16 protein-coding genes and 2 tRNA genes are annotated in these 21,172 nt (G+C 61.7%); 15 read left to right on the forward strand and 3 right to left on the reverse strand.

The window, feature by feature from the left end; translation table 11 throughout:
• The first annotated feature begins 308 nt into the window (after positions 1 to 308).
• From GLS40_RS08005 to GLS40_RS08055, 11 genes are all read left to right on the forward strand, one after another.
• The gene (locus tag GLS40_RS08005; RefSeq protein ID WP_160382214.1) at positions 309 to 1,505 is read left to right on the forward strand and encodes a tyrosine-type recombinase/integrase; all 1,197 of its coding nucleotides are present in this window, start codon (positions 309 to 311) and stop codon (positions 1,503 to 1,505) included.
• 153 nt (positions 1,506 to 1,658) lie between these two features.
• Positions 1,659 to 1,886 (forward strand): helix-turn-helix transcriptional regulator, encoded by a 228-nt coding sequence (locus tag GLS40_RS08010; RefSeq protein WP_160382215.1) that lies wholly within the window; start codon positions 1,659 to 1,661, stop codon positions 1,884 to 1,886.
• A gap of 56 nt (positions 1,887 to 1,942) precedes the next feature.
• Positions 1,943 to 2,839, forward strand: a complete 897-nt coding sequence (locus GLS40_RS08015) for a hypothetical protein (protein ID WP_160382216.1) — start codon at positions 1,943 to 1,945, stop codon at positions 2,837 to 2,839.
• A gap of 54 nt (positions 2,840 to 2,893) precedes the next feature.
• Positions 2,894 to 3,595: a hypothetical protein gene (locus GLS40_RS08020; protein WP_202075991.1), complete on the forward strand. Its 702-nt coding sequence runs from the start codon at positions 2,894 to 2,896 to the stop codon at positions 3,593 to 3,595.
• 328 nt (positions 3,596 to 3,923) lie between these two features.
• Complete coding sequence (locus GLS40_RS08025; protein WP_160382217.1) at positions 3,924 to 5,021, forward strand: hypothetical protein; 1,098 nt, start codon at positions 3,924 to 3,926, stop codon at positions 5,019 to 5,021.
• A complete protein-coding gene (locus GLS40_RS08030; RefSeq protein WP_160382218.1) occupies positions 5,014 to 6,039 on the forward strand; it encodes a site-specific integrase in 1,026 nt (341 codons plus the stop codon). The genes GLS40_RS08025 and GLS40_RS08030 overlap by 8 nt, the downstream gene beginning before the upstream one ends.
• 46 nt (positions 6,040 to 6,085) lie before the next feature.
• Positions 6,086 to 9,439, forward strand: coding sequence for a type I restriction-modification system endonuclease (gene hsdR / locus GLS40_RS08035; protein WP_160382219.1), 3,354 nt, complete (start codon positions 6,086 to 6,088; stop codon positions 9,437 to 9,439).
• Positions 9,436 to 10,938: an HsdM family class I SAM-dependent methyltransferase gene (locus GLS40_RS08040; RefSeq protein ID WP_160382220.1), complete on the forward strand. Its 1,503-nt coding sequence runs from the start codon at positions 9,436 to 9,438 to the stop codon at positions 10,936 to 10,938. Before hsdR ends, GLS40_RS08040 begins: the two co-directional genes overlap by 4 nt.
• Positions 10,935 to 12,389: a restriction endonuclease subunit S gene (locus tag GLS40_RS08045; RefSeq protein WP_160382221.1), complete on the forward strand. Its 1,455-nt coding sequence runs from the start codon at positions 10,935 to 10,937 to the stop codon at positions 12,387 to 12,389. Before GLS40_RS08040 ends, GLS40_RS08045 begins: the two co-directional genes overlap by 4 nt.
• Positions 12,386 to 13,777, forward strand: coding sequence for a Shedu immune nuclease family protein (locus GLS40_RS08050; RefSeq protein WP_160382222.1), 1,392 nt, complete (start codon positions 12,386 to 12,388; stop codon positions 13,775 to 13,777). The genes GLS40_RS08045 and GLS40_RS08050 overlap by 4 nt, the downstream gene beginning before the upstream one ends.
• A gap of 22 nt (positions 13,778 to 13,799) precedes the next feature.
• On the forward strand, positions 13,800 to 15,305 hold the full coding sequence (locus GLS40_RS08055; RefSeq protein ID WP_160382223.1) for an AlbA family DNA-binding domain-containing protein: 1,506 nt from the start codon (positions 13,800 to 13,802) through the stop codon (positions 15,303 to 15,305).
• A 589-nt stretch (positions 15,306 to 15,894) separates the two neighbouring features.
• Here GLS40_RS08055 and GLS40_RS08060 read toward each other — a convergent pair.
• A tRNA-Asn gene (locus tag GLS40_RS08060) sits at positions 15,895 to 15,969 on the reverse strand.
• Positions 15,970 to 16,047: 78 nt separating this feature from the next.
• Positions 16,048 to 16,962, reverse strand: a complete 915-nt coding sequence (locus GLS40_RS08065) for an MBL fold metallo-hydrolase (RefSeq protein ID WP_160382224.1) — start codon at positions 16,960 to 16,962, stop codon at positions 16,048 to 16,050.
• Between the two features lie 41 nt (positions 16,963 to 17,003).
• On the opposite strand from GLS40_RS08065, the gene GLS40_RS08070 reads away from it, so the two are divergent.
• Positions 17,004 to 18,299, forward strand: coding sequence for an ATP-binding protein (locus GLS40_RS08070; protein WP_160382225.1), 1,296 nt, complete (start codon positions 17,004 to 17,006; stop codon positions 18,297 to 18,299).
• 70 nt (positions 18,300 to 18,369) lie between these two features.
• Here the strand turns inward: GLS40_RS08070 and GLS40_RS08075 are convergent.
• A tRNA-Ile gene (locus tag GLS40_RS08075) sits at positions 18,370 to 18,445 on the reverse strand.
• Between the two features lie 132 nt (positions 18,446 to 18,577).
• Here GLS40_RS08075 and GLS40_RS08080 point away from each other — a divergent pair.
• The 3 genes from GLS40_RS08080 to purN all read left to right on the forward strand — a co-directional run bounded on the left by GLS40_RS08080 (position 18,578) and on the right by purN (position 21,155).
• The gene (locus GLS40_RS08080) at positions 18,578 to 19,426 is read left to right on the forward strand and encodes an MBL fold metallo-hydrolase (RefSeq protein WP_160382226.1); all 849 of its coding nucleotides are present in this window, start codon (positions 18,578 to 18,580) and stop codon (positions 19,424 to 19,426) included.
• A gap of 80 nt (positions 19,427 to 19,506) precedes the next feature.
• Positions 19,507 to 20,565: a phosphoribosylformylglycinamidine cyclo-ligase gene (gene purM / locus GLS40_RS08085; RefSeq protein ID WP_160382227.1), complete on the forward strand. Its 1,059-nt coding sequence runs from the start codon at positions 19,507 to 19,509 to the stop codon at positions 20,563 to 20,565.
• Positions 20,562 to 21,155 (forward strand): phosphoribosylglycinamide formyltransferase, encoded by a 594-nt coding sequence (gene purN, locus GLS40_RS08090; protein ID WP_160382228.1) that lies wholly within the window; start codon positions 20,562 to 20,564, stop codon positions 21,153 to 21,155. Before purM ends, purN begins: the two co-directional genes overlap by 4 nt.
• Positions 21,156 to 21,172 lie beyond the last annotated feature (17 nt).

A 21,172-nucleotide genomic window follows, 5' to 3' on the forward strand; every position in this document is an offset into this window, starting at 1 on the left:
CGATCCGCATTTCAGGAATCCGTGCCACAGTGCTGTGTGACACTCTACTGGCCAAATTCAGCCCATGCCTTGATTATCAAGGGATTGGATGAGGATTTTGGCTCCGGCGGTAGGGATCGAACCTACGACCAATTGATTAACAGTTAGGGAAAACACTTCTTTCCGATACCTTCCGATAGTTGCACAAAGCATCATAAGTAGCTGTTAATAAATGAAAATAGTCTATTGTCCTTGCGCTTCTTCTGCCCCATATTTGTCGGTAATATCCCCAGTTTTGCCTATTAATTTCCTACTAGCTCGGGGCACCGATGCCGAAGCTGACCGCCCAATATGTTCGAGACCTTCCGCTGTCCGATGCGGGGCAGGTGTTGGTGGTCGACGACACACTTCCTGGCTTTGGCGTCAGGGTCGGGGCGACATCCAAGTCCTATTTCGCCGAGGGTCGGGTGAAGGGGCGAACCCGGCGCGTGACCCTTGGGCGGGCGGATACACTCACCCTGAACGCAGCCCGGAAACTGGCCATTAAGGCGCTTGCCGAAATGGCAGATGGCAAGGACCGCAACGCCGAACTCAAGCTGCAACGGGCGAAACTGATGACGCTCGCGCAGGCGGTTCAGGGGTGGCTTGCGGAACGGCCTCTGCGCGCAAGCACAGCAGCGACCTACCTCGCCACCATGCAGCGCGAGTTCGGCGACTGGTTCGATATGGAGTTGCGTCGGATCACTCCGAAGGTCTTTCAGGCCCGGTTCAGCGAAATTCTTGGCCGCACGCCTGCCGGGGCCGCGCTGGCGGTGCGCACGTTCAAATCCTGCTGGAGTTGGGCGCGGGCCGATGTGACCGACCGCGATGGTATGCCCGTCCTGCCGGAGTGCCCCGCGAATATCGTCAAAGCCAAGAAGATGATGCCGAAGGCCAAACGCAAGCAGAGCTTCGTGTCAGATTGGGCCGCGTTTTTCGCGGCGCTCGACCATGTGGAAACGCACTCCAACCGACATCCCGATGCTGGCGACATGTTCCGGGCCTACGCAGAACTGCTGGCGCGAACCGGAATGCGGCTTGCCGAGGCTGCGCATCTGCGCTGGTCCGATGTTGACATGGATGCCAAGACCTTCACGATCCCCGCAGAGCGCGCCAAAAACGGTGAGGCCCTGACGCTGCCGATGTCTTCGCAGACCTTCGCCCTGTTCGAGGGTCTGAAAGAACGTACCGAGGGCCAGCTCTACATCTGGGGCTCAAGACCCTACGGCGATCCGCGCAAGACGCTGATCGCATTCCGCGAAGTTTTGGGCTGGCCCGTCCAGTTCCATGATTTGCGCCGGTCATTCGCCACCATCGCCACCGATCTGGACGTTCAGCAGTCCAAGATTATGCGGCTTCTCAATCACTCGACCGCCGGGAATGTCACGCTGGGCTATCAGGTTTCGAAGAACCCCGAGACGCTGCGGCAGTCGGTTCAGATGATTTCGGACTATATCGACGCGCAACGAGCGGACTTGAAAACGTAGCGCAGCAGCGGTATCTTTTGGCCAGCGTAGAGCAAGGAGGCTTGCGCCCATTTCGATCTGGCCCGAAGGCCAAATTGGGGTGGGCAGCGCGAAGCGAACCTAACAGGCGTGCCGTAGAAGGGTGGCACGCAGCTTCGTCTCTGGAGTTACGCCATGAACATCCCGATGAAATCCCCCGTCCGTGCTGTATCCGAAATGCTGACGGCAGATCAGGCCGCCGAACTGCTGGGCGTGACCCGCCGTTGGCTTGATAAGGACCGCCACATCGCCCGCCTGAACGGCACGCCCCCGGCGGTCCCCTACAGCGCTCTTGGGCACCGCACCATCCGCTATCGCCGCGAGGACGTTCTGGCATTCCTCGATGCCCGTCGCATCGGCTGAGGGGGCGTCAACATGGGTATTGAGAAACACACCTCCGTTGGCCAATGGCGGCCGACATGAGCCATCAACTTCCTTCTTCCCATTGGCTGATTGGTAGCACACACGCGGCGCGAGCGGTGCTACGAGCCGACATGATCGTCGAAGGCGAGATCACGCCGCCAAATGCCGTGAAGCCCTGGCTGCTGCCGATCCCTCCGACGGGCCAAGTATTCACCTCTGGTTTCGCCGACTACCTATCAGCCCGAAAGCAACCCCTTAAGGCACGGAACGACTTGCCTCCATCAGGGCAAGCGCTCTACGACATCGTTGCAGCGGAGCTTTCAGCGAACCCCGTTGATGCCGAAGGTCGCCAGTGGGCGAACTTGTCCGCCCGTCACTTGGCCGATGAGCTTGGGCGGTCTGTCCGTCAAGTGCAGAGGCTCTACAGCGGCGACCCATTTCGTCACGTCGTGAAACGGATAGGCGGCAAGAACACAACGCTGATCCGCATTGGCCATCCGGCTGACCTTTCCCCCGAAGACCAAGCGAGGATGATGGTCAAGTTTTGGCGCCGTGCTACGGGGCGCAAGGAAACCCCAGAGGAATTCGGATGTCTCGTTGGAATAGCGAAGGATTGCCCTACAGGTCTAGGCTTCGACGTGTTCCGTACGATTGTGCGAAACTGGTCGCCCTTCATGGCCTGCGCAAAGGTAGCGCAATACCTCGCTATGCATGATGGCGGCGACGAGTTCGATCCTGACCCGGAAAAGTTCTATGCGCGCTACTATGCCTTCCCGTCAATCAAGGTGATCCGTCGCTTTCTCTACGTCGCGTCAGACTTCTATGACGACAGAGTTCAAAACCTGGCGTCAGAGCCGAAGTGTCCGGATGTTTGTTCCCACATACTGAAAGTACTTAAAGGTATTGGAATACAATCATCATCTAAGTCAGTGGGCACAAAGAAGGAGACATGATGATTGTGCTCCACTCGCTGCGCTTGTGGCGCACATCTCACGGGGAAGATAGAAATGAGTTCTCGGGCAGAAGACATCAGGCGTTTTTATGAAATCCTGAAAATGCTGGAGGGCAGACTGGGCGCTACCCGAACTCTTGCTAAAAGCGCCAGTCGGGACTGCCCGCAGCGCGGCGTGTATTTCTTCTTCGAGCCGGGAGAGCAGCGCAGCGGTTCGGGTGATGGTGCCCGCGTTGTGCGTGTCGGAACCCATGCGCTGAAACCCGGCTCCAATACCAAGCTCTGGACCCGCCTGTCTCAGCACCGTGGGGCGCTCAGGAGCGGCGGGGGCAATCATCGGGGGTCAATCTTCCGGTTGCTGGTAGGAAGCGCTCTGATCGCCCGTGACGGGCTTTCCTGCCCGACTTGGGACACCCAGCGCAGCAACGCGCCAAGCCCTGTCCGCGCGGCAGAGGTCGAGATGGAGCGTCTGGTCAGCCGATCTATCGGGGCGATGCCTGTCCTATGGCTTTCCGTTGATGATGATCCGGGGGCCGAAAGTGAGCGTGGGGTCATCGAACGGGGGGCCATCGCGTTGCTTAGTGGGTGGGGGCAGGCTGGTATTGATCCGCCCTCGGTCAACTGGTTGGGACATGCCTGCACACGCGACAAGGTCCGCCGCTCTGGCCTATGGAACAACAACCATGTTGATGAAGCCTATGACCCTAGGTTCCTTGACGTGATGGAGCGGCGCGTCCTCGAAACCCCTTGCGCTTAAGGCTGTTGTCGTCCCTGCCATCGGTACTGTTTAGGTCGCAAGCAGGCTCTGGCCAAGCCGGACGCGGGACAAAACCCGGAACTGGCCGACTAGTTGTAAGCGCCTGATCCTAAGGGCTTTAGCTGGGCTTCGCCGTGGAAACGCAGGGGGACATTTCCGACAGGGACATTTCCATGTGTCTCTGTCAAACCCCCTCCACAGACCGGGGTTGAGACCCGGTTTTCTTGCTTTCAGGGCGCTATTTTCTTCCCCTAGGTGCTCTATCCAATAAGCTACTACATGGGTTCCAAGTCATTGATCCCCCTTCCAAATATGAAGGAGTGACCGAATGACCAAACCAGACCCACTTGCCCGTTTTTCCACCGATCTTGTCCGCCGCCTCGCGGCCCGCGATCATGTCCCCGAGGGACAGCCGATGACACTCTCGCCCTGGCTGGCGATGTCATTGCTGCAAAAGGCAGTTCGCCGGGGTCGCAGCGACCTTGCGCTCCGTGCTGCGGCGACCCTGTTGCGGGATGCCCCGGATCGGCTGTGGCGGCGGCTCGGGGTGATCGCCTTCGAGGATGTGGGGCTGGGGAGCCTGCCCACGCTCGGCCTGACGGTCGCGGCCTTGCGGGGTAAGCGTTTCCGTCTGGCGATTGGCGGCGACTGGCCTGTGGCCTCCCTCATTGTCACCGAACTCTGCGCCGCCCGGAAGAGCCGCGCTGCCGACGAATTGCTGATGGGGATCGAAACCCTGTCGCATCTCGCGGAGCAGCGCCGCGACCTCGCATGTATGACCAATGCCTGCCTTCGCCTGCTCGCGCTGACAACCACCGATCTGCATCAACGTGCGCTCGCCCTGACCTATATTCTCGGCACGGACAGGCCAGGTCATCCGCTGCCCGCTCACAGGGGCGAAGCGGCGCTGGCGGTCGATCTGCTGGACGAGCTGGGGGTGGCTCCGACCACGTTGGCGATCTGCCGCGAGTGCGTAAAGAAAACGGGCGAGGCGTTGCCCCTGCTGGTCGCCTTGCTGGCGCTGGAAAATGGCCTGCGGGCCGACCCTACCGACGATCCGATGCCACCCGAGGTGCTGATTGGTGATCTTCCCGGCTGGGCGCTCGATCAGTTCACGCGCGAAGGCAAGGCGGCATTGACCCGGTTGGCGGCCACGACCTCAGGGGTTGCCGCGATGACTGCCGCGCTGGTTCCCAAGCCCGAGCGGGTACGTTTACTGGGACGGTTGCTGTTCCGGGTGGAGGGGAGCTTGCTCACCAACCGGGTTGGCGGAGACCTATCCGACCGACTGCACGCGCAGCAGACTTTCGAGACGCTGGGCGTTGACCCCCGCCACGCCGCGCAGGCGCTGGACTTGATGCGGGAGGATTTGCCGCTTCTCAACTGTATCCGCGCCGCCGTCCTGAAGGAGGCTAATCATGGGTAAGCCGTTTCTAATCTCGGATAATTCCCAATTATCACGGACCAACCGAAGCGATTTGGTAGGGACGCAAGAGGGCCGATTTGCAATCAATTGCAAATGTGATGCAACTGCAATTGACGAACGCGAGGCGCTGACACAGGAGGCCGCCGACCTTCTGCGTCACAGCCTGTCTCCGGCGACTGAGCGGGCCTTGCGGGGTGATCTCGCTCACTTCAAGTCTTGGGGCGGGTCACTGCCCGCACCCCCGGCCATGGTCTGCGCCTACATCGGAGACCACGCGGGGCAACATGCTGTGGCGACTATCCAGCGGCGTCTCGCCTCGATCTCCAAAGCGCATGAGGTGGCGGGTCTGCCGAACCCCTGCCGCGCCGAAATCGTCAAAGCGACGCTGCGCGGCCTGCGCCGCAAGCACGGCACCGCCCAGCGACAGGCCAAGCCCTTGATGCGGGATGACCTGCTGTTGGTGTTGGATCGGATGGGGGAAACTCTGCGCGATCACCGCGACCGAGCGCTGTTGCTGCTGGGCTTTGCCGGGGGCTTCCGCCGCTCCGAACTGGTGGCGCTGGAAAGGGCCGACATCGAGGTCGCGCGCCAAGGGCTGATCGTGACCATCCGCCGATCCAAGACCGATCAGGAAGGTGCAGGCCGCCGCATCGGCATCCCCCACGGTCGCACCCGCCATTGCCCCGTCGCTGCGGTCGAGGCGTGGCTGTCAGCATCCGCAATCGACACCGGCCCGCTGTTCTGCCCGATCACCCGGCACGGCCATCTGGCCGAGAACTCCCTGACCGGGGACGCTGTGTCGGTCCTGCTGCGGGAACGGCTGGCAGCAGCGGGGATCGACCCCGAGGGATACTCTGGCCACAGCCTGCGGGCGGGCTTTGCCACTTCAGCAGCACAGGCGGGGGTCTCCACCCTGAAAATCCGGGCCCAGACTGGCCACGCCTCCGACGCCATGCTGGCCCGCTACGTCCGCGAGGGTGAACTGTTCAACGGCAACGCGGCGGGAGCGCTGTTGTAGTTGATCTACGTTGCTTTTTGAGCGCGTTCCCCGCAGAAATGATCCGATGGATCAGCGCAATAGCAACTTCGACTTCCTTGATCGTTTAGACTGTGAGCTTGCTAACCTTGGCAGGCTCGCAGAAAGCTATTTTCAGGACGATCCAAGCACAAGCCTGATTAAGTTGCGGCAATTCGCTGAGAGATTGACCCGGCGACATGCAGCTCTGGTCGGAAGTGATGTGCAGGATGGTGAAACCCAAGCGGATGTATTGCGCCGCCTGCAATACGAACGGTCAGCGCCGGATCGGGTTCTTGATGTTTTGCACCACATTCGGAAGTTGGGTAATGCCGCAGTCCACGATGGCGTGGGCAATCACCGGGAAGCGCTGGCTTGTCTGAAAATGGCTGTCCAACTTGGAGTTTGGCATGTCCGGACAAGTACCGCTGAAAAAGACTTTTCAGCAGGGCCGTTCCTGCCGCCTTCGTCGCCGCAAAACCCGAACGTAGAACTTCAACAAGAACTTGAGCGCCTTCGCGTCGAGCGGAACGAGGCATTGAGCGCAGCTCAAAAGGCAGAGGAAGCGCATCGGGAAGCACGCTTGGCTGCGGAAACCGCTGAAGCGCGGCATCTAAGGGAGCAAGAGGAGAGGAAAACTTGGGAAGCCCTTGCGCAGGATGCGGATCGTCAACTGCGCGAATTCGTGGAGCAAGCACAACGGCAAGCGCCTGCCGCCAAGATGTCCTTCGTGACAGCCGCCAACGAAGCGGCTGGTGTAATCGACCTGGACGAACAGGCCACCCGCGCCCTTATTGACCAGCAACTGCGAGATCGGGGCTGGGAAGCCCACAGTGTTGATTTGCGCTATGGCAAAAGTACGAGGCCCACAAAAGGTCGCCACATGGCGATTGCGGAATGGCCTACACAGTCCGGCCCAGCTGACTACGCGCTCTTCGTCGGAGAAACTTGCGTCGGCATGGTTGAGGCCAAGCGGTATCGGAAAAACGTGTCTGCGGCAGTCGATCAGGCTGAGCGCTATTCGAAGGGTTTTTCGTGGCCAGCTAACTCAGAGCTTTGGGGTGACGGCTTTGTTGTTCCCTTTGTCTTTGCCACTAATGGACGCCCTTATCTGAAACAGGTGGAGACCGAGAGCGGCATCTGGTTCCGAGACGTGCGGCTGCCCAATAATCTGCGTCGCGCCCTGACAGGGTGGTTCCGGCCCGAAGAACTTATCTCCATGCTCGAAGTGGAGAAGGAAAAGGCACAAGCGGCATTGCAAGCCCGATCCTTTGACTTCGGGTTCGACCTCCGTCCCTATCAGGAAGCGGCGATCCGTGAGGTCGAGAAGACACTCGCCACCGAAAAGCGCGAAATGCTTGTGGCGATGGCCACAGGAACGGGCAAGACCAAGCTGGCCATCGCGATGCTGTATCGCCTACTCGCCACCAAGCGTTTCCGGCGCATTTGCTTCGTGGTTGACCGTTCCGCCCTGGGGACACAAACCACCGACGAATTCATGAGCACAGCCATCGAAGGGCCAAAAACCTTTGGCCAGTTGTTCGGCATTAAAGGGCTTGAGGACATCAAGCCAGACCCTGAGACCCGCGTTCACATCTGCACGATCCAAGGGCTTGTGAAGCGGGTGCTCTACAACGCTGAACCTTCAGATGTCCCGCCCATCGGTCAGTATGACTTGATGGTGATCGACGAATGTCACCGTGGCTATTTGCTGGACCGCGAGATGTCGGACGCTGAGCTGAGCTTCCGGGGGCAGGAGGATTACGTCTCAAAATATCGCCGTGTTCTGGAGCACTTCGACGCGGTGAAAATCGGGCTGACAGCCACACCCGCACTGCACACTGCCCAGATTTTCGGCGACCCCATCTATACCTACACCTACCGCGAGGCTGTGGTTGACGGTTGGCTGATCGACCACGAACCCCCGATCCGCTTCCAGACTGCGCTTGCCAAGGCCGGTATCTCATTTGAGGCGGGTGAAGACGTTGAGCTTCTGGATAGCCAAACGGGCGAGGTGCAAAACGCCACGGCTCCAGATGAACTGAGCTTTCGGGTCGAAGCTTTCAACCGCAAGGTCATCACCCAACCCTTCAATCAGGTCATCGCGGAGGAATTGGCCAAGCACATCGACCCCAGCCTTGAAGGGAAGACCCTCGTTTTTGCCGCGACGGATGCGCATGCCGACATCGTCGTGAACGAACTGAAAAAGGCTTTCGCCGCGCAATATGGCTCGATTGAAGATGCCGCCATCCGCAAGATCACCGGCAGCGTGGACAAGGTCGGCACCCTGATCCGGTCCTTCCGTAATGATGCCTTTCCGCAGATCGCGGTGACGGTGGACCTGCTAACCACCGGCATCGACGTGCCGAAGATCACCAACCTCGTATTCATCCGCCGCGTGAATAGCCGCATTCTCTATGAACAGATGCTGGGCCGGGCCACCCGCCGCTGCGATGACATCGGCAAGGAGGTCTTCCGCATCTTCGACGCGGTGGACCTCTACGCCACCCTTCAAGACCTCACCCAGATGAAGCCGGTTGCCAGCAATCCGAAGCTGACCTTCGAACAGCTTTTCGATGAACTGGCCACCGTGACCGAGGAAGACCAGCGCGAACTCGTCCGCGATCAGGTTCTGGCCAAACTGCACCGTAAGCTGCGCAAACTGCCCAGCAAAGTCGCCCAGATGGTCGAAGACCTGACCGGCGAAACGGTCGAACAACTCCGTGACCGGCTGCGCCAAGGATCACCGAGCGACGCCGCCGCCCATGCAAAGAAATACGCGGGCCTTGGCAAGATCCTCGACTGGAAGCCGGACGGCTCGGGGCCGAACCTGATCCCGATCTCGCACCACGAAGACAGCATGCACGCCGTCACCACGGGCTATGGCCAATATGAAAAGCCCGAAGACTTCCTCGACACCTTCCGGTCCTTCGTAAAGAACAACCAAAACCAGATCGCCGCGCTGACAGTCGTCGTGCAACGCCCACGCGATCTGACGCGGGCCGAACTGCGGTCTTTGCGGCTCGAACTCGACAAGATGGGCTTTTCGGAAACCAGCCTGCGCCGCGCGTGGAACGACGCCTCGAACGAGGACATCGCCGCCTCCATCATCGGCTTTGTCCGTCAGGCGGCGCTTGGCGATCCGTTGATCCCCTTTGAAACCCGCGTCCAGCAGGCCACCAAAGCTATCCTCGCCAAGGCTAAATGGACCGATCCACAGAAGCAATGGCTGCGCCGGATCGCGGAACAGATCACCAAGGAGATCGTGCTTGACCGTGACAGCATCGACCATGGCAACTTCGCGGCCCATGGCGGCTTCAATCGGCTGAACAAGGTGTTTAATGGTCAGCTGGAGACCATCCTGCACGACTTCAACGAAGAACTCTGGAAAGTGAGCGCATGAACCCGAATACCGCTGAGATCGTTGCCAAACTCTGGCGAGAGGCCAAGACGCTGCAAGGCGGCGGCGTCTCGATCCTGCACTATGTCAACGAACTCACCTACCTGCTGTTTCTCAAGATGCTGGAGGAAACTGGCCAGACTGCGCTGATACCGCCCGCCTATAGCTGGAGCGACCTGTCCAAGGCCGAAGGGGGCGACCAACTGCGCTACTATCGCAAGCTGCTGCTTGACCTCGGTGATCCGAAGATCGTCCAGAACCCAATGGTCCTTGCCATCTTCACCGACGCACAGACCGCGATAAGCAAGCCGGTTGATCTTAAGAGGCTGACCACGAACATCGACAAGATCGACTGGTTCACCGCGAAGGAAGACGGCTTGGGCGACATGTACGAAGGCCTTATGCAAAAGGTCATGTCGGACACCAAGTCCAAGGCGGGTCAGTACTTCACCCCACGCGCCCTGATTGACAGCATTATCCGCCTGATCAAGCCGCAACCGGGTGAGGTGATCCAAGACCCTGCAACCGGCACAGGCGGCTTCCTGATCGCAGCCGACCGCTACATCAAGGACGCAACCGACGACCTGTTCAAACTGATCGATGGCCAAGACCGGTTTCACAGCCCGGAGGAGCAAGGCAACTTTCAGCGACGCTTGGCATTCCGGGGCCATGAGTTCGTAAAGGACACACGCCGCCTTTGCGTCATGAACATGCTACTCCACGGCATCGAAAGCCTCGTTGGCTGTGAAGACAGCTGCGCGCCAGAGGGTGAAACGCTGGGTAAAGCAGACCTGATCCTGACAAACCCGCCGTTCAACAAGATGCCTGGCACTGTCAACAGACCCGACTTCACCCTAACGGCAGGTGAACGCGTCGGACCGATGCCCTTCCTCGAACATGCCGTTCGCATGCTGAAACCGGGTGGGCGTTGTGCAATCGTTGTCCCAGACGGAATTCTTTACCACGAAGGTACTTCGGAAGAATTGCGCCGCTTCCTGATGGTGAACTGCAATCTGCACACCATTCTGCGCCTGCCCACTGGCATCTTTTATGCCCAAGGTGTGAAAACGAACGTGCTGTTCTTCACCCGTGTGACCGACAAGGTCTATCCCGCGAACCACAAGGTTCAGGCGACCGACGCCGTCTGGTTCTATGACCTCCGCACCAATATGCCGTCTTTCGGCAAGACCAACGCGCTGACCGCTGAGCACTTTGCGGATTTCGAGCGGCTGTTCGGCCCAGACCCCAAGGGCGGATGGGAACGCGAAGAGGGAGATGAGGAAAGCCGGTGGCGGAAGCTGACCCGCGGCCAAATCGCGATGCGGGGTGACAACCTCGATTGGAAATGGCTCCGTGATGAAAGCGGCGACCCCGAAGACGAGATGACCGAACCCGACGAAATCGCGGCCGCGATCATTGGCCACCTTCGCACTGCACTCGAAGAGATCGAAGGGCTGACCGAGGAGTTGGACGCTGCGCCGATGGCGGAGGCCGCAGAATGACGGGGCTGCCGCAAGGCTGGGCTCAAACTACCTTAAGTGAAGCTTCGAAAGACATCTCGTATGGCTTCACGACTTCGGCAACGTCCCAGCAGGGGCGTCCGAAGTTCCTACGAATTACAGATGTTCAAGACTATTCAGTCAATTGGGCCAGTGTCCCGTACTGCCAAGACGAACCACCAGAGAAATTCAATCTCGCTTCGGGTGACATCGTCATCGCGAGGACAGGTGCCACTACAGGGAAAAGCTACCTCATTTCACAAGTGCCGGAACGAACAGTATTCGCATCCTATCTCATTCGCGTCCGCGCCAATGTCTGTATTGATCCGCCCTTTCTTTCCCGTTTCATGCAGTCGCCTGCCTATTGGGAGCAAATAACGACTGTTTCAAAGGGAACTGCACAACCGGGGGCAAACGCTTCAATCCTAGGGGCACTGGAAATCCCCCTTCCGCCACTCCCCGAGCAGCGGCGGATTGTGCGCAAGCTAGACACCCTCAGCGCCCGCAGCTCCACAGCACGCACACAACTCACCGCCCTAGAAAAGTTGGTCCCACGCTACAAGCTGGCCGTGCTGAGATCAGCTTTCGCAGGAGAGTTGACCGCCAAGTTCCGCGCTGAGAGAGCGCTTGAGGCGGTATCAACCCTGTTGAAGCGGGTCCCCCCGCTTCAGCAAGGCCGGGGTGGGCGCCAACCGACTACCGAAGTAATCGCGGGGCGAGGTGGCATTTCAGTAAACGTGCCCGACGTTGATTTGCCCGAAGGTTGGGATTGGGTGCCTTTGTTGCGCGTTGCACGGCAAGAGACGGGCCATACTCCGAGCCGTTCGCGCCCGGATTGGTGGGATGGTGACGTGTGCTGGATGAGCATTCCAGACGCGAACGTACACCACGGGCGGGTCATCTACGACACGCTCCAGAAGACGAACGAGGAAGGCTTGGCCAATTCGTCTGCCCGTCTTCTTCCGGCGGGAACAGTTGTCCTGTCTCGAACCGCCTCGGTTGGCTACATCTGTATCCTGGGCAAGGACATGGCGACCAGTCAGGACTTTGCGACATGGACCTGCACCGACGCGCTTTTGCCTGAATACCTCATGTATGCGCTGCTGTCCGAAGGCGAGGACATCAAGAAGTTCGGGGAAGGTTCGACCCACACGACTATCTACTTCCCCGAGATCAGGGCGTTTCACATCAAGCTCGCGCCAATCGAAGAGCAGCACGAAATCGTCCGAAGGATCAAAGCAGCTTTCGCCAAAATCGACCGCCTCGCCGCCGAGGCCACAAAGGCCCTGAAACTGCTGGGCCACCTCGATCAACGCATTCTGGCCAAAGCCTTCGCGGGCGACCTGGTCCCCCAAGACCCCAATGACGAGCCCGCCGAAACCCTCTTAGCCCGCATCGTTGAGGCCCGCGCCACCGCGCCTAAAGCTAAGCGGGGGAGGAAGGCGAAGGCATGACGCCCGATTTCGGCAACCCGCTGACCCGGCCACGGGGAGAATACTCGCTCAAGGTCGAGCAGGTTTCGGGTGACGATCAGGTCTGGGTCGTCTGGCTGCTGCCGTCGAATGAACAGCTGAAATCGCGCGGGTTCGCCTTGGATGAGAGCAATGCCAGCCCCTGCGTAATCATGACACTGGACGCCCGCAATGCGCGGTTCATGATCCATCCCTTCTATACCGCGCCGGAGCAAGATGGCAGTTATACGAACAAGTATTCCTGGCTGACCGGCATCAGCTTCGATTGGGAAGACCCGACCACGCCACCCGACGAGCACTCCGTCCATGAGCTGATTGAGGGCCAGCCTAGCGAGTTCATCATCTCGCTCGATTATGGGCTAGGCATCAAGCAGGGTTTTCGCGCCGTCATTCGGGCGCTGCGAGACCTGACCGATGCAAAGGTGATCTACATCGGTGACAAGGACGCAATCGGGGGCGAGTTCAAGGTGGATCGGCAGAGGTTTAGCCAAATCTGCGCCGAGGTGAAGCGGATCGACAGCCGGGCCAAGAAAGCCGAGAACGAGGTCAAGGACACGACTGTTTTCAACGCACTGGCAGAAAGCGCCGGAAAGAATGCGCGGCCCTTCCGTCTCGGGCGCAACGAAATCCGCCAACTCATTCAAGATTTCGCAGCCGATCCAGACTATCGCGACCCAAAGGCGCAGAAGGTGCTTGTCACCGAGATTGGCAAGGCGGCGCGCAGCATCGCGACGCAAGCGCCTGAGGCGACCGACAAGCTTGTCTCGGATTTGCAGCTTTCGCGCTTGGAGGTGGCTGTTGATGAATTTCGCCATCGGCTTGGCCAGAACCAGAGCGAGACCGAGTGGCAGAAGTTTTTCGAAGCCGATCCCTTTATGCTGTCCTTTGCCTTTGGCTATCCGATCAGTTTTGTGAACGGGCAGACCTATGTGGGCGGGCGAAGGATCGACGGCAAAGGTGAGAAGATAAGCGATTTTCTGGTCAAAAACAGTATCAGCAGCAATGCTGCGCTGATCGAAATCAAGAAGCCCGCAACGCCGCTGCTGAAACCAAGCCCCTATCGAGATCGCGTATTTGCGCCGCATGACGAGCTGTCGGGTGGGATCACGCAGGTTCTCGATCAGCGCTATCACTTCGTGGGTAACTTCGCTCAGCATTTGAAGGACAACGAATGGTGGGGCGAGAACGCTCTGGCAGACTTCGACGTAGATTGTGTCCTGATCGCGGGAACTATGCCCGAAAACAAAGACCAACGACGCTCATTTCAGCTATTTCGAAAGAACTCCCACGGGGTTCGAATTTTCACTTTTGATGAAGTTTTTCGACAGCTTGAGCAGATACTTGGGTATCTGAAAGCGGGCAGCGAATGACGTGTTATGAGGATGTGCAATTATGCCGCGAAGAAGCATCACGGATGAAGAAATCGGCCTGATCAAGGCCATGCTGCGCCGTGGAATGCGGAACCGGGACATCCAGTTTTATTTCAACCGCCAAGACCGCCCGGTGAACTCTGGACGGATTACCGGGATAAATGCGGGTACCTATGGCCCAGAGGTCGCAGAGGCGACGGATGCTGCCTTGGACGTCTTCCTTGCTGGCTTCGCGCCCGCAGAGGTGGGTGTCGTTGTCGAAGCCGGGGCAGCGCGTGAACCGACGCTAGCTGAAAAGGCGGTTGCCCGCTTCGTTCAACGTGAAGGCGGCTGGTTTCTCGCGAATGGGGAGACCTCGGATCAGGAGTGTAAGGCCGAATTTAACCCACGCCGCATGGAGCCAATCGTTCGTGCGATTGCCGCTCTGGCCAACAACCGGGGCGGTTTTGTTTTCATTGGCGTCCAAAATGCCGACTGTCGGGCAGTTGGAATGCCGAACACGTCCTTTCAAGATACGGACATTGTTCGCATCACTGACAAGGTGAAGACCCTTCTGACCCCGACGCCGGTGTTCGCAAAGGAGGTCATCAGCCTGGGGGGACTACCGGTCGGCGTTGTTCATGTCGAAAAGTATGCGACCCCGCCCGTGATCGTTTGCAAGGATGCAGAAGGGCTGGAAGACGGGTCTATCCTGTTTCGGTATCCTGGGCAGTCCGGAAAGATCAAGTTCGGCGATCTGCTCGCGATGCTGCGTGAACGCGACCGGGCGGCGACCCAAACTCTGCTGGCAAGTGCAACCCGCCTAAGTGAAATCGGCGCGGACCGGGCGTTGATTGTGGATACCCAAAAAGGCGAGTTAGACGCTGGGTCAAAGCGTATTGTGATCGACCGCACCTTGGCCGATCAACTCGATTTCATTCGCGAAGGGGAGTTTGAAGAACTCGCTGGGGCACCTGCGTTGCGGCTTGTCGGCGATGTTCACGCAGTAGACCCAGACGGACAGGTGGTTGAACGGATCGAAGGGCGAGCACTCGACGCCGACGCCGTTTTGTTTGCTTACCTCGGCCATGAAGTTGTTCGCGAACCGGTCGAATACATCTGCTTGTCCGCAAAGGTGCAGAGGCAATGGCTCCCCGTCTTCTACTTTGTTCGGCTTGCGGGCGGCGACATCGACGCTGCGATTGAGGCGTTAGATGCAACGAATGCGGTCTACCGCGTCTCAAAGCAAAACGCTCTTGAACGACTGAAGGGACAGCGATCCGCCTTCGAACGACCCGGCGGAGCGATCCTTGAAGTGGTGGCAGCTTTGCAGGCTGGCCAGTTCGGCGAACTCCGTCAGAGGTTCAACGACTGGCAGATCGTGCGCGGCATTCGTGGCCTGCCTGACGGGTTTGAGCCTGCCGATCCGCTTTTCGACCTATTGCGAGACATCTATCGGGATGCAGACGGGAACGCCAACGTCCGCAGCGGCGTCTTCAGTGCTGCTGCTCGCCTTGATGAACTTGAGCATGCGATGCAATCAGGTTGACGAAAAGTATCTTCGACGACGTCATGGGACTGCCCTGAAACCGGCTCGTGCCGTCAAGGAGGCCTACCTTCTGTCCGAACAATCCATAAATTCTGGGATTGGCTTGTTTCGGCCCGGCAACGGAGGTGCCTACATGCCGAAATTTAGTAGGGTTTTTTGCCGGTTTTCATGGGGCGCGGGATGGCTGTCGGCGTGGTACGGGTGACGGCGGGTGGCAGCGGCATCGTAGGCCCTCGGGAAGGGCCGCTAAGCTGGGTCATTGATGCAGCGCCCTATCTCCCCAAAGGGACTACTCAAGCCTCTCCTTGGGCGTCTTGATGCGTCTCTTGAAGGCTTGGATGCCCCAATCTCAAATGCTCCTCACAGGCGACAGCGAACTGCCGAGGCGTTTCGCCTTGAGGACCTGTTGAAGAACTCGGGGATTTCAGGGTGAACCGACCGACCCGCAAGCCATCGCCTGCACTGCCGCACAGGCGTGGGTTCCAGAGAACAGGGGAGTGTTGCCTACTATTTGCCTATTAGTGCCAAAATCTCCCAAGAGCCAACCTTGCGGTTTGGCAAGCAACGCATTGCTAATCTTAGGGATTTTTGGCTCCGGCGGTAGGGATCGAACCTACGACCAATTGATTAACAGTCAACTGCTCTACCGCTGAGCTACGCCGGAACACCGGGGGCCGTATAGCAACAGGATTCTGCCCCGGCAAGGGCCAAACCGACATCAATTCGTGATTTTCCGCTCGTGTCAGGACAGCCTGCGGAAAACCGTTGCCGCGGTCAGGTCTCCTTCGGGGGCGACGCGGTTTTTCCCCATCAGATCAATCAGATGCGCCAACACGTTGCGGGTGGCGGCGGGCAGCATGGCGGCGGGGATGTCGGTGTAGATGCGCGCGGCCAGGTCGGCAGAAGCGGCGGGGCCGGCGGCGAGGGCCTCGAGGATGGCGGCCTCGCGGGTGCGGCGATGGGCCAGCAGCCAGTCGATGCGCTCGCCCGGCTGCTCGATCGGGGCGCCGTGGCCGGGCAGCAGGCGGCGGGGCGCCCGGGCGCGCAGGCGCTCGCAGGAGGCCATGAAATCCGTCAGGTCTCCGTCGGGCGGCGAGACGATGGAGGTCGCCCAGCCCATCACCAGGTCGCCGCAGAACACCGTGCCGCGCAGGTCGAACACCATGTGGTTGCCGAAATGTCCCGGCGTCCAGATCGCGGTCATGTGCCAGCCCTCGCCGGATACGGTCGCGCCGTCGGGCAGGCTCACATCGGGAACGAAGTCCGAATCCGCGCCTTCGCCGCCGCCGATCTCGCCCGATTGCGCCAGGCGCCGCATCACCTCGGACTGCCCGGCCAGCGCGCCGCCATAGGCCAGGACCGGGGCGCCCGTCTCACGCGACAGGGCCCGGGCAAGGGGGGAATGGTCGCGATGCGCATGGGTGACGAGGATCTGGGTGATGCGTTCGCCGGCGCGGGGGGCCGAGAGGATGGCAGCGAGATGCGCGGCGTCGTCGGGGCCGGGGTCGATCACCGCCAGGTCTCCCGAACCGACGAGATAGGTGTTCGTGCCCCGGTAGGTGAAGGCGGACGGATTGCCGCAGAGGATGCGGCGGACACCGGGGGCGACCTGCTCGGCCCGGCCCACGGGCGGATTGAAATCGTCGGGCGCCTGCATCGTGTCTTCCTTCCTCCCGTGCTGCGCCATAGGCTTAGCCCATGACGTTCGGATGGCTCAAACGATATGTTCCGCGCTCGCTCTATGGCCGGGCGCTGCTGATCCTCGTGCTGCCGGTGGTGACACTGCAGCTGGTGGTCTCGATCGTCTTCATCCAGCGCCATTTCGAGGGCGTGACAGTGCAGATGACCCGCAATGTCAGCCGCGAGATCGCGCTGCTGCTGGATTCGGCGGGGCGCGCGCCCCTGGGCCCGCTGGCGATGCCGCTGAACATCGCGGTCGAGTCGGTGACCGAGGCCGAGGTGCCGGCGGAAAACGAACGCCGCTGGTTCGACCTGTCGGGCGCTGTGGTGATCCGCACGATCTTTCAGCTGAGGCCCGAGACCCGGGCGGTGCTGCTGCCGGACGACAGCGTGGTGCAGATTTTCTCGGACAGCGCCATCGGGCCGCTCAGGATCACCTTCGACCGGCGGCGGGTTTCGGCGTCCAACCCGCATCAGCTGCTGGTGAACATGGTCTTCTTCGGCATCCTGATGACCGCCATCGCCTATATCTACCTGCGCAACCAGCTGCGGCCGATCACCCGGCTGGCGGCGGCGGCCGAGGCTTTTGGCCGGGGCAGGGTCGAATCCTACTGGCCGGGCGGCGCGAACGAGGTGCGCGCGGCGGGGCATGCCTTTGTCGACATGCGCAACCGGATCGAACGGCATATCGAGCAGCGGACCCTAATGCTCTCGGGTGTCAGTCACGACCTGCGCACCCCGCTGACCCGGCTGAAGCTGGGCCTGTCGATGCTGGACGATGACGAGGCCCGCGCGATGGAGCACGATGTCGACGACATGCAGCGGATGCTGGACGAGTTCCTGGCCTTTGCCCGTGGCGCGGCCGAAGACGAGGTCGAGTCGGTCAATGTCATCGAACTGGTGCGCGCCGTGGTCGCAGACGCCGTGCGCGGCGGGACCAATGTCACGCTGGGGCCGATGCTCGGCGCTGGCAAGGTCAGGATGCGGCCGGTGGCGATCCGGCGGGCGCTTGGCAACCTGATCGCCAATGCGGGGCGCTACGGGACGCGGGCCGAGGTGTCGGTGCTGCTGACCGGCAAGAGCCTGCGCATCCGGGTCGAGGACGACGGCCCCGGCATCCCCCAGGACCGGATCGACGAGGCTCTGCGCCCCTTTACCCGGCTGGAACCCGCGCGCAACCAGAACCGTGGCACCGGCGTGGGGCTGGGCCTGTCGATCGCGGCGGATATCGCCCGCGCGCATGGCGGCGTGCTGCGCTTGGGCCGCAGCGAGGCCCTGGGCGGCTTGCAGGCCGACCTGGTGATCGGCAGCTGAGGCCGGGCCGCCACGGCACATATCTGCGGTCTTTGGGCGACGGGTGCTGCGATCCGACGGGGCAGGGGAGTGGTAGGCCCGGCAGGATTTGAACCCGCAACCAAAGCGTTATGAGCGCTCTGCTCTAACCGTTGAGCTACAGGCCCGCCGCGTCCTGATTAGGCAAGCCCCGCGGGCCGGTCAAGTCGCGAGGCTTGCCAGCCGGGCCGCGGGCTGGTTCTGTGGCCGCCGAGACGGCGACGGCGCACCCGCGCAGGCGCTCAAGCGGAGGACACGTCATGACACACAGCAGCACACGCTCGGTCGGCGGGATCGAGGTCATCGCCCTGCGGGACGGGGCCATGACGGCGCCAAACGGGCTCTTTCCCCTGCATGACATGGACCGCGCCGTGGCGGCCGCGAAACAGGCGGGGGACGAGTATGACGGAACCTCGGTCACGGTGCCGGTCAATGCCTTTGCCATCCGCACCGGCGGGCGGGTGCTGCTGGTCGACGCCGGTGCCCCGGACGGCTATTCCGGGTCCACCGGCCATTTCGGCGAGGCCCTCGCGGGCGCAGGGATCGCGGCGGCTGAGGTCGACACGCTGGCGATGACCCATCTGCATATCGACCATGTCGGGCAGCTGACGGGGCCGGACGGGGCCGCGCGGTTCCCCAATGCGGAACTGGTCTCGGGCGCCGGGGACTGGGCGCATTTCCATTCCGACGAGGTCTATGCCCGCGCCAACACCCGCGCGCGCGGCAGCATCGACGTCTCGCGCCGGATTCTGGCGCCCTATGCAGAGCGCCGCCGCGACGCGCAGGGCGAGACGCCTCTGGCGCCGGGCGTCACCATGATCCCGCTGCCGGGCCACACGCCGGGTCACAGCGGCATCCTGATCGAGGACGGAGGCGAGCAGCTGCTGATCTGGGGTGACATCATCCATTCCGAGACCTTCCAGCTGGCCGAACCGGACTGGAGCGTGCTGTTCGACATCGACCAGGACCAGGCGCGCGAGACCCGCAAGGCGCTGTTCGACCGGGCCGCGAGCGACCGGCTGATGATCACCGGGCCTCATGTCCGGTTTCCGGGTTTTGCCCGGGTGGAGCGCATGACCCGGGGCTACAGGCTGGTGCACGAGGGCTGATCGGCGCGCGGGCCCGGGCAGGGCGTGGACTCCGGACGCGTCCTGCACTATCGGAGGCGCGATACCACCGGAGGCGGGCGATGAGCGGGACAGACGGCACCAGCGGCAAGAACGGGATCACCTATGCGGATGCGGGCGTCGATATCGACGCGGGCAATGCGCTTGTCGACCGGATCAAGCCGGCGGCGAAACGCACCGCGCGCCCCGGCACCATGTCGGGCCTGGGCGGGTTTGGCGCGCTCTTCGACCTGAAGGCGGCAGGCTACAGCGACCCGGTGCTGGTCGCGGCCACCGATGGGGTGGGCACCAAGCTGCGCATCGCCATCGACACCGGGCTGGTGGACGGCGTGGGCATCGACCTTGTCGCCATGTGCGTGAACGACCTGGTGTGCCAGGGGGCCGAGCCGCTGTTCTTTCTCGACTATTTCGCCACCGGCAAGCTGTCGGTCGACAGCGCGGCGCGGGTGATCGAAGGCATCGCCGAGGGCTGCGCGCGGTCCGGCTGCGCCCTGATCGGCGGCGAGACGGCCGAGATGCCGGGCATGTATCCGGCGGGCGATTTCGACCTGGCGGGCTTTGCCGTCGGCGCGATGGAGCGCGGCAGCGAATTGCCCGCCGGTGTGGCCGAGGGCGACGTGCTTCTGGGCCTGGCCAGCGACGGGGTGCATTCCAACGGCTATTCGCTGGTCCGCCGGCTGGTCGAGGTCTCGGGCCTGGGCTGGGACGCGGCCTGCCCCTGGGGCGAGGGCACGCTGGGCGAGGCGCTGCTGACGCCCACCCGGCTTTACGTCACCTCGGCCCTGGCGGCGGTGCGGGCGGGGGGCGTGCATGCGCTGGCCCATATCACCGGCGGCGGGCTGACCGAGAACCTGCCCCGCGTGATCGAGGGCTTTGGCGCCGAGATCGACCTGGGCGCCTGGTCGCTGCCCCCGGTCTTCCGCTGGATGCAGCGCACCGGGGGAACCGACCTGTCGGATTTCCTCAAGACCTTCAACTGCGGCATCGGCATGGTCGCCGTGGTCGACCCGGCCCGCGCCGATGCGCTGGCCGAGGTGCTGCAGGCCGGGGGCGAGACGGTCTATCGCCTGGGCCATGTGACCGCCGGATCGGGCGTGCGCTACACCGGCACCCCGGCATGAGCCTGCGGGTCGCGATCCTGCTGTCCGGCGGCGGGTCGAACATGGTCAAGCTGGTCGAGAGCATGACCGGCGATCATCCCGCCCGCCCGGTGCTGGTGATGTCGAACGACCCCGCCGCGGGCGGGCTGGACCGGGCCCGCGCCCTGGGCGTGCCGGTGGCGGCGGTGGATCACAAGCCCTTTCGCGGCGACCGCCCGGCCTTCGAAGAGGCGCTGAACGGGCCGCTGGCCGAGGCCGCGCCGGACATCGTCTGCCTGGCCGGGTTCATGCGGGTGCTGACGGCGGGCTTCGTCTCGCGCTGGCAGGGGCGCATGCTGAACATCCACCCCTCGCTGCTGCCCAAGTACCGCGGCCTGCACACCCATGCCCGCGCCATCGAAGCCGGCGAGACCGAGGCAGGCTGCACCGTGCACGAGGTCACCCCGGAGCTGGACGAGGGCCCGATCCTGGGACAGGCCCGCGTGCCCGTGCTGGCGGGCGACACGCCCGACGTGCTCGCCGCGCGTGTGCTGGCGCGCGAACACGAACTTTATCCGGCGGTGCTGGAGCGTTTTGCGCGCGGAAATCGCGCGCCACTGCATCTGCCCTAAAAACTTCCCCTAGGGCA

The sequence above is a fragment of the Pseudooceanicola pacificus genome, assembly GCF_009789075.1.
GTDB classification, from domain to species: Bacteria; Pseudomonadota; Alphaproteobacteria; order Rhodobacterales; family Rhodobacteraceae; genus Pseudooceanicola; species Pseudooceanicola pacificus.

What these genes read in the sequence shown, in the direction of transcription:
- GLS40_RS08055 (WP_160382223.1), top strand. Translation starts at nt 13,800, where the DNA reads ATGCCGCGAAGAAGCATCACGGATGAAGAAATCGGCCTGATCAAGGCC.
- GLS40_RS08045 (WP_160382221.1), top strand. Translation starts at nt 10,935, where the DNA reads ATGACGGGGCTGCCGCAAGGCTGGGCTCAAACTACCTTAAGTGAAGCT.
- GLS40_RS08080 (WP_160382226.1), top strand. Translation starts at nt 18,578, where the DNA reads ATGACACACAGCAGCACACGCTCGGTCGGCGGGATCGAGGTCATCGCC.
- purN (WP_160382228.1), top strand. Translation starts at nt 20,562, where the DNA reads ATGAGCCTGCGGGTCGCGATCCTGCTGTCCGGCGGCGGGTCGAACATG.
- GLS40_RS08050 (WP_160382222.1), top strand. Translation starts at nt 12,386, where the DNA reads ATGACGCCCGATTTCGGCAACCCGCTGACCCGGCCACGGGGAGAATAC.
- GLS40_RS08015 (WP_160382216.1), top strand. Translation starts at nt 1,943, where the DNA reads ATGAGCCATCAACTTCCTTCTTCCCATTGGCTGATTGGTAGCACACAC.
- GLS40_RS08020 (WP_202075991.1), top strand. Translation starts at nt 2,894, where the DNA reads ATGAGTTCTCGGGCAGAAGACATCAGGCGTTTTTATGAAATCCTGAAA.
- GLS40_RS08065 (WP_160382224.1), bottom strand. Translation starts at nt 16,962, where the DNA reads ATGCAGGCGCCCGACGATTTCAATCCGCCCGTGGGCCGGGCCGAGCAG.
- GLS40_RS08030 (WP_160382218.1), top strand. Translation starts at nt 5,014, where the DNA reads ATGGGTAAGCCGTTTCTAATCTCGGATAATTCCCAATTATCACGGACC.
- GLS40_RS08070 (WP_160382225.1), top strand. Translation starts at nt 17,004, where the DNA reads ATGACGTTCGGATGGCTCAAACGATATGTTCCGCGCTCGCTCTATGGC.
- GLS40_RS08040 (WP_160382220.1), top strand. Translation starts at nt 9,436, where the DNA reads ATGAACCCGAATACCGCTGAGATCGTTGCCAAACTCTGGCGAGAGGCC.
- hsdR (WP_160382219.1), top strand. Translation starts at nt 6,086, where the DNA reads ATGGATCAGCGCAATAGCAACTTCGACTTCCTTGATCGTTTAGACTGT.
- purM (WP_160382227.1), top strand. Translation starts at nt 19,507, where the DNA reads ATGAGCGGGACAGACGGCACCAGCGGCAAGAACGGGATCACCTATGCG.
- GLS40_RS08010 (WP_160382215.1), top strand. Translation starts at nt 1,659, where the DNA reads ATGAACATCCCGATGAAATCCCCCGTCCGTGCTGTATCCGAAATGCTG.
- GLS40_RS08005 (WP_160382214.1), top strand. Translation starts at nt 309, where the DNA reads ATGCCGAAGCTGACCGCCCAATATGTTCGAGACCTTCCGCTGTCCGAT.
- GLS40_RS08025 (WP_160382217.1), top strand. Translation starts at nt 3,924, where the DNA reads ATGACCAAACCAGACCCACTTGCCCGTTTTTCCACCGATCTTGTCCGC.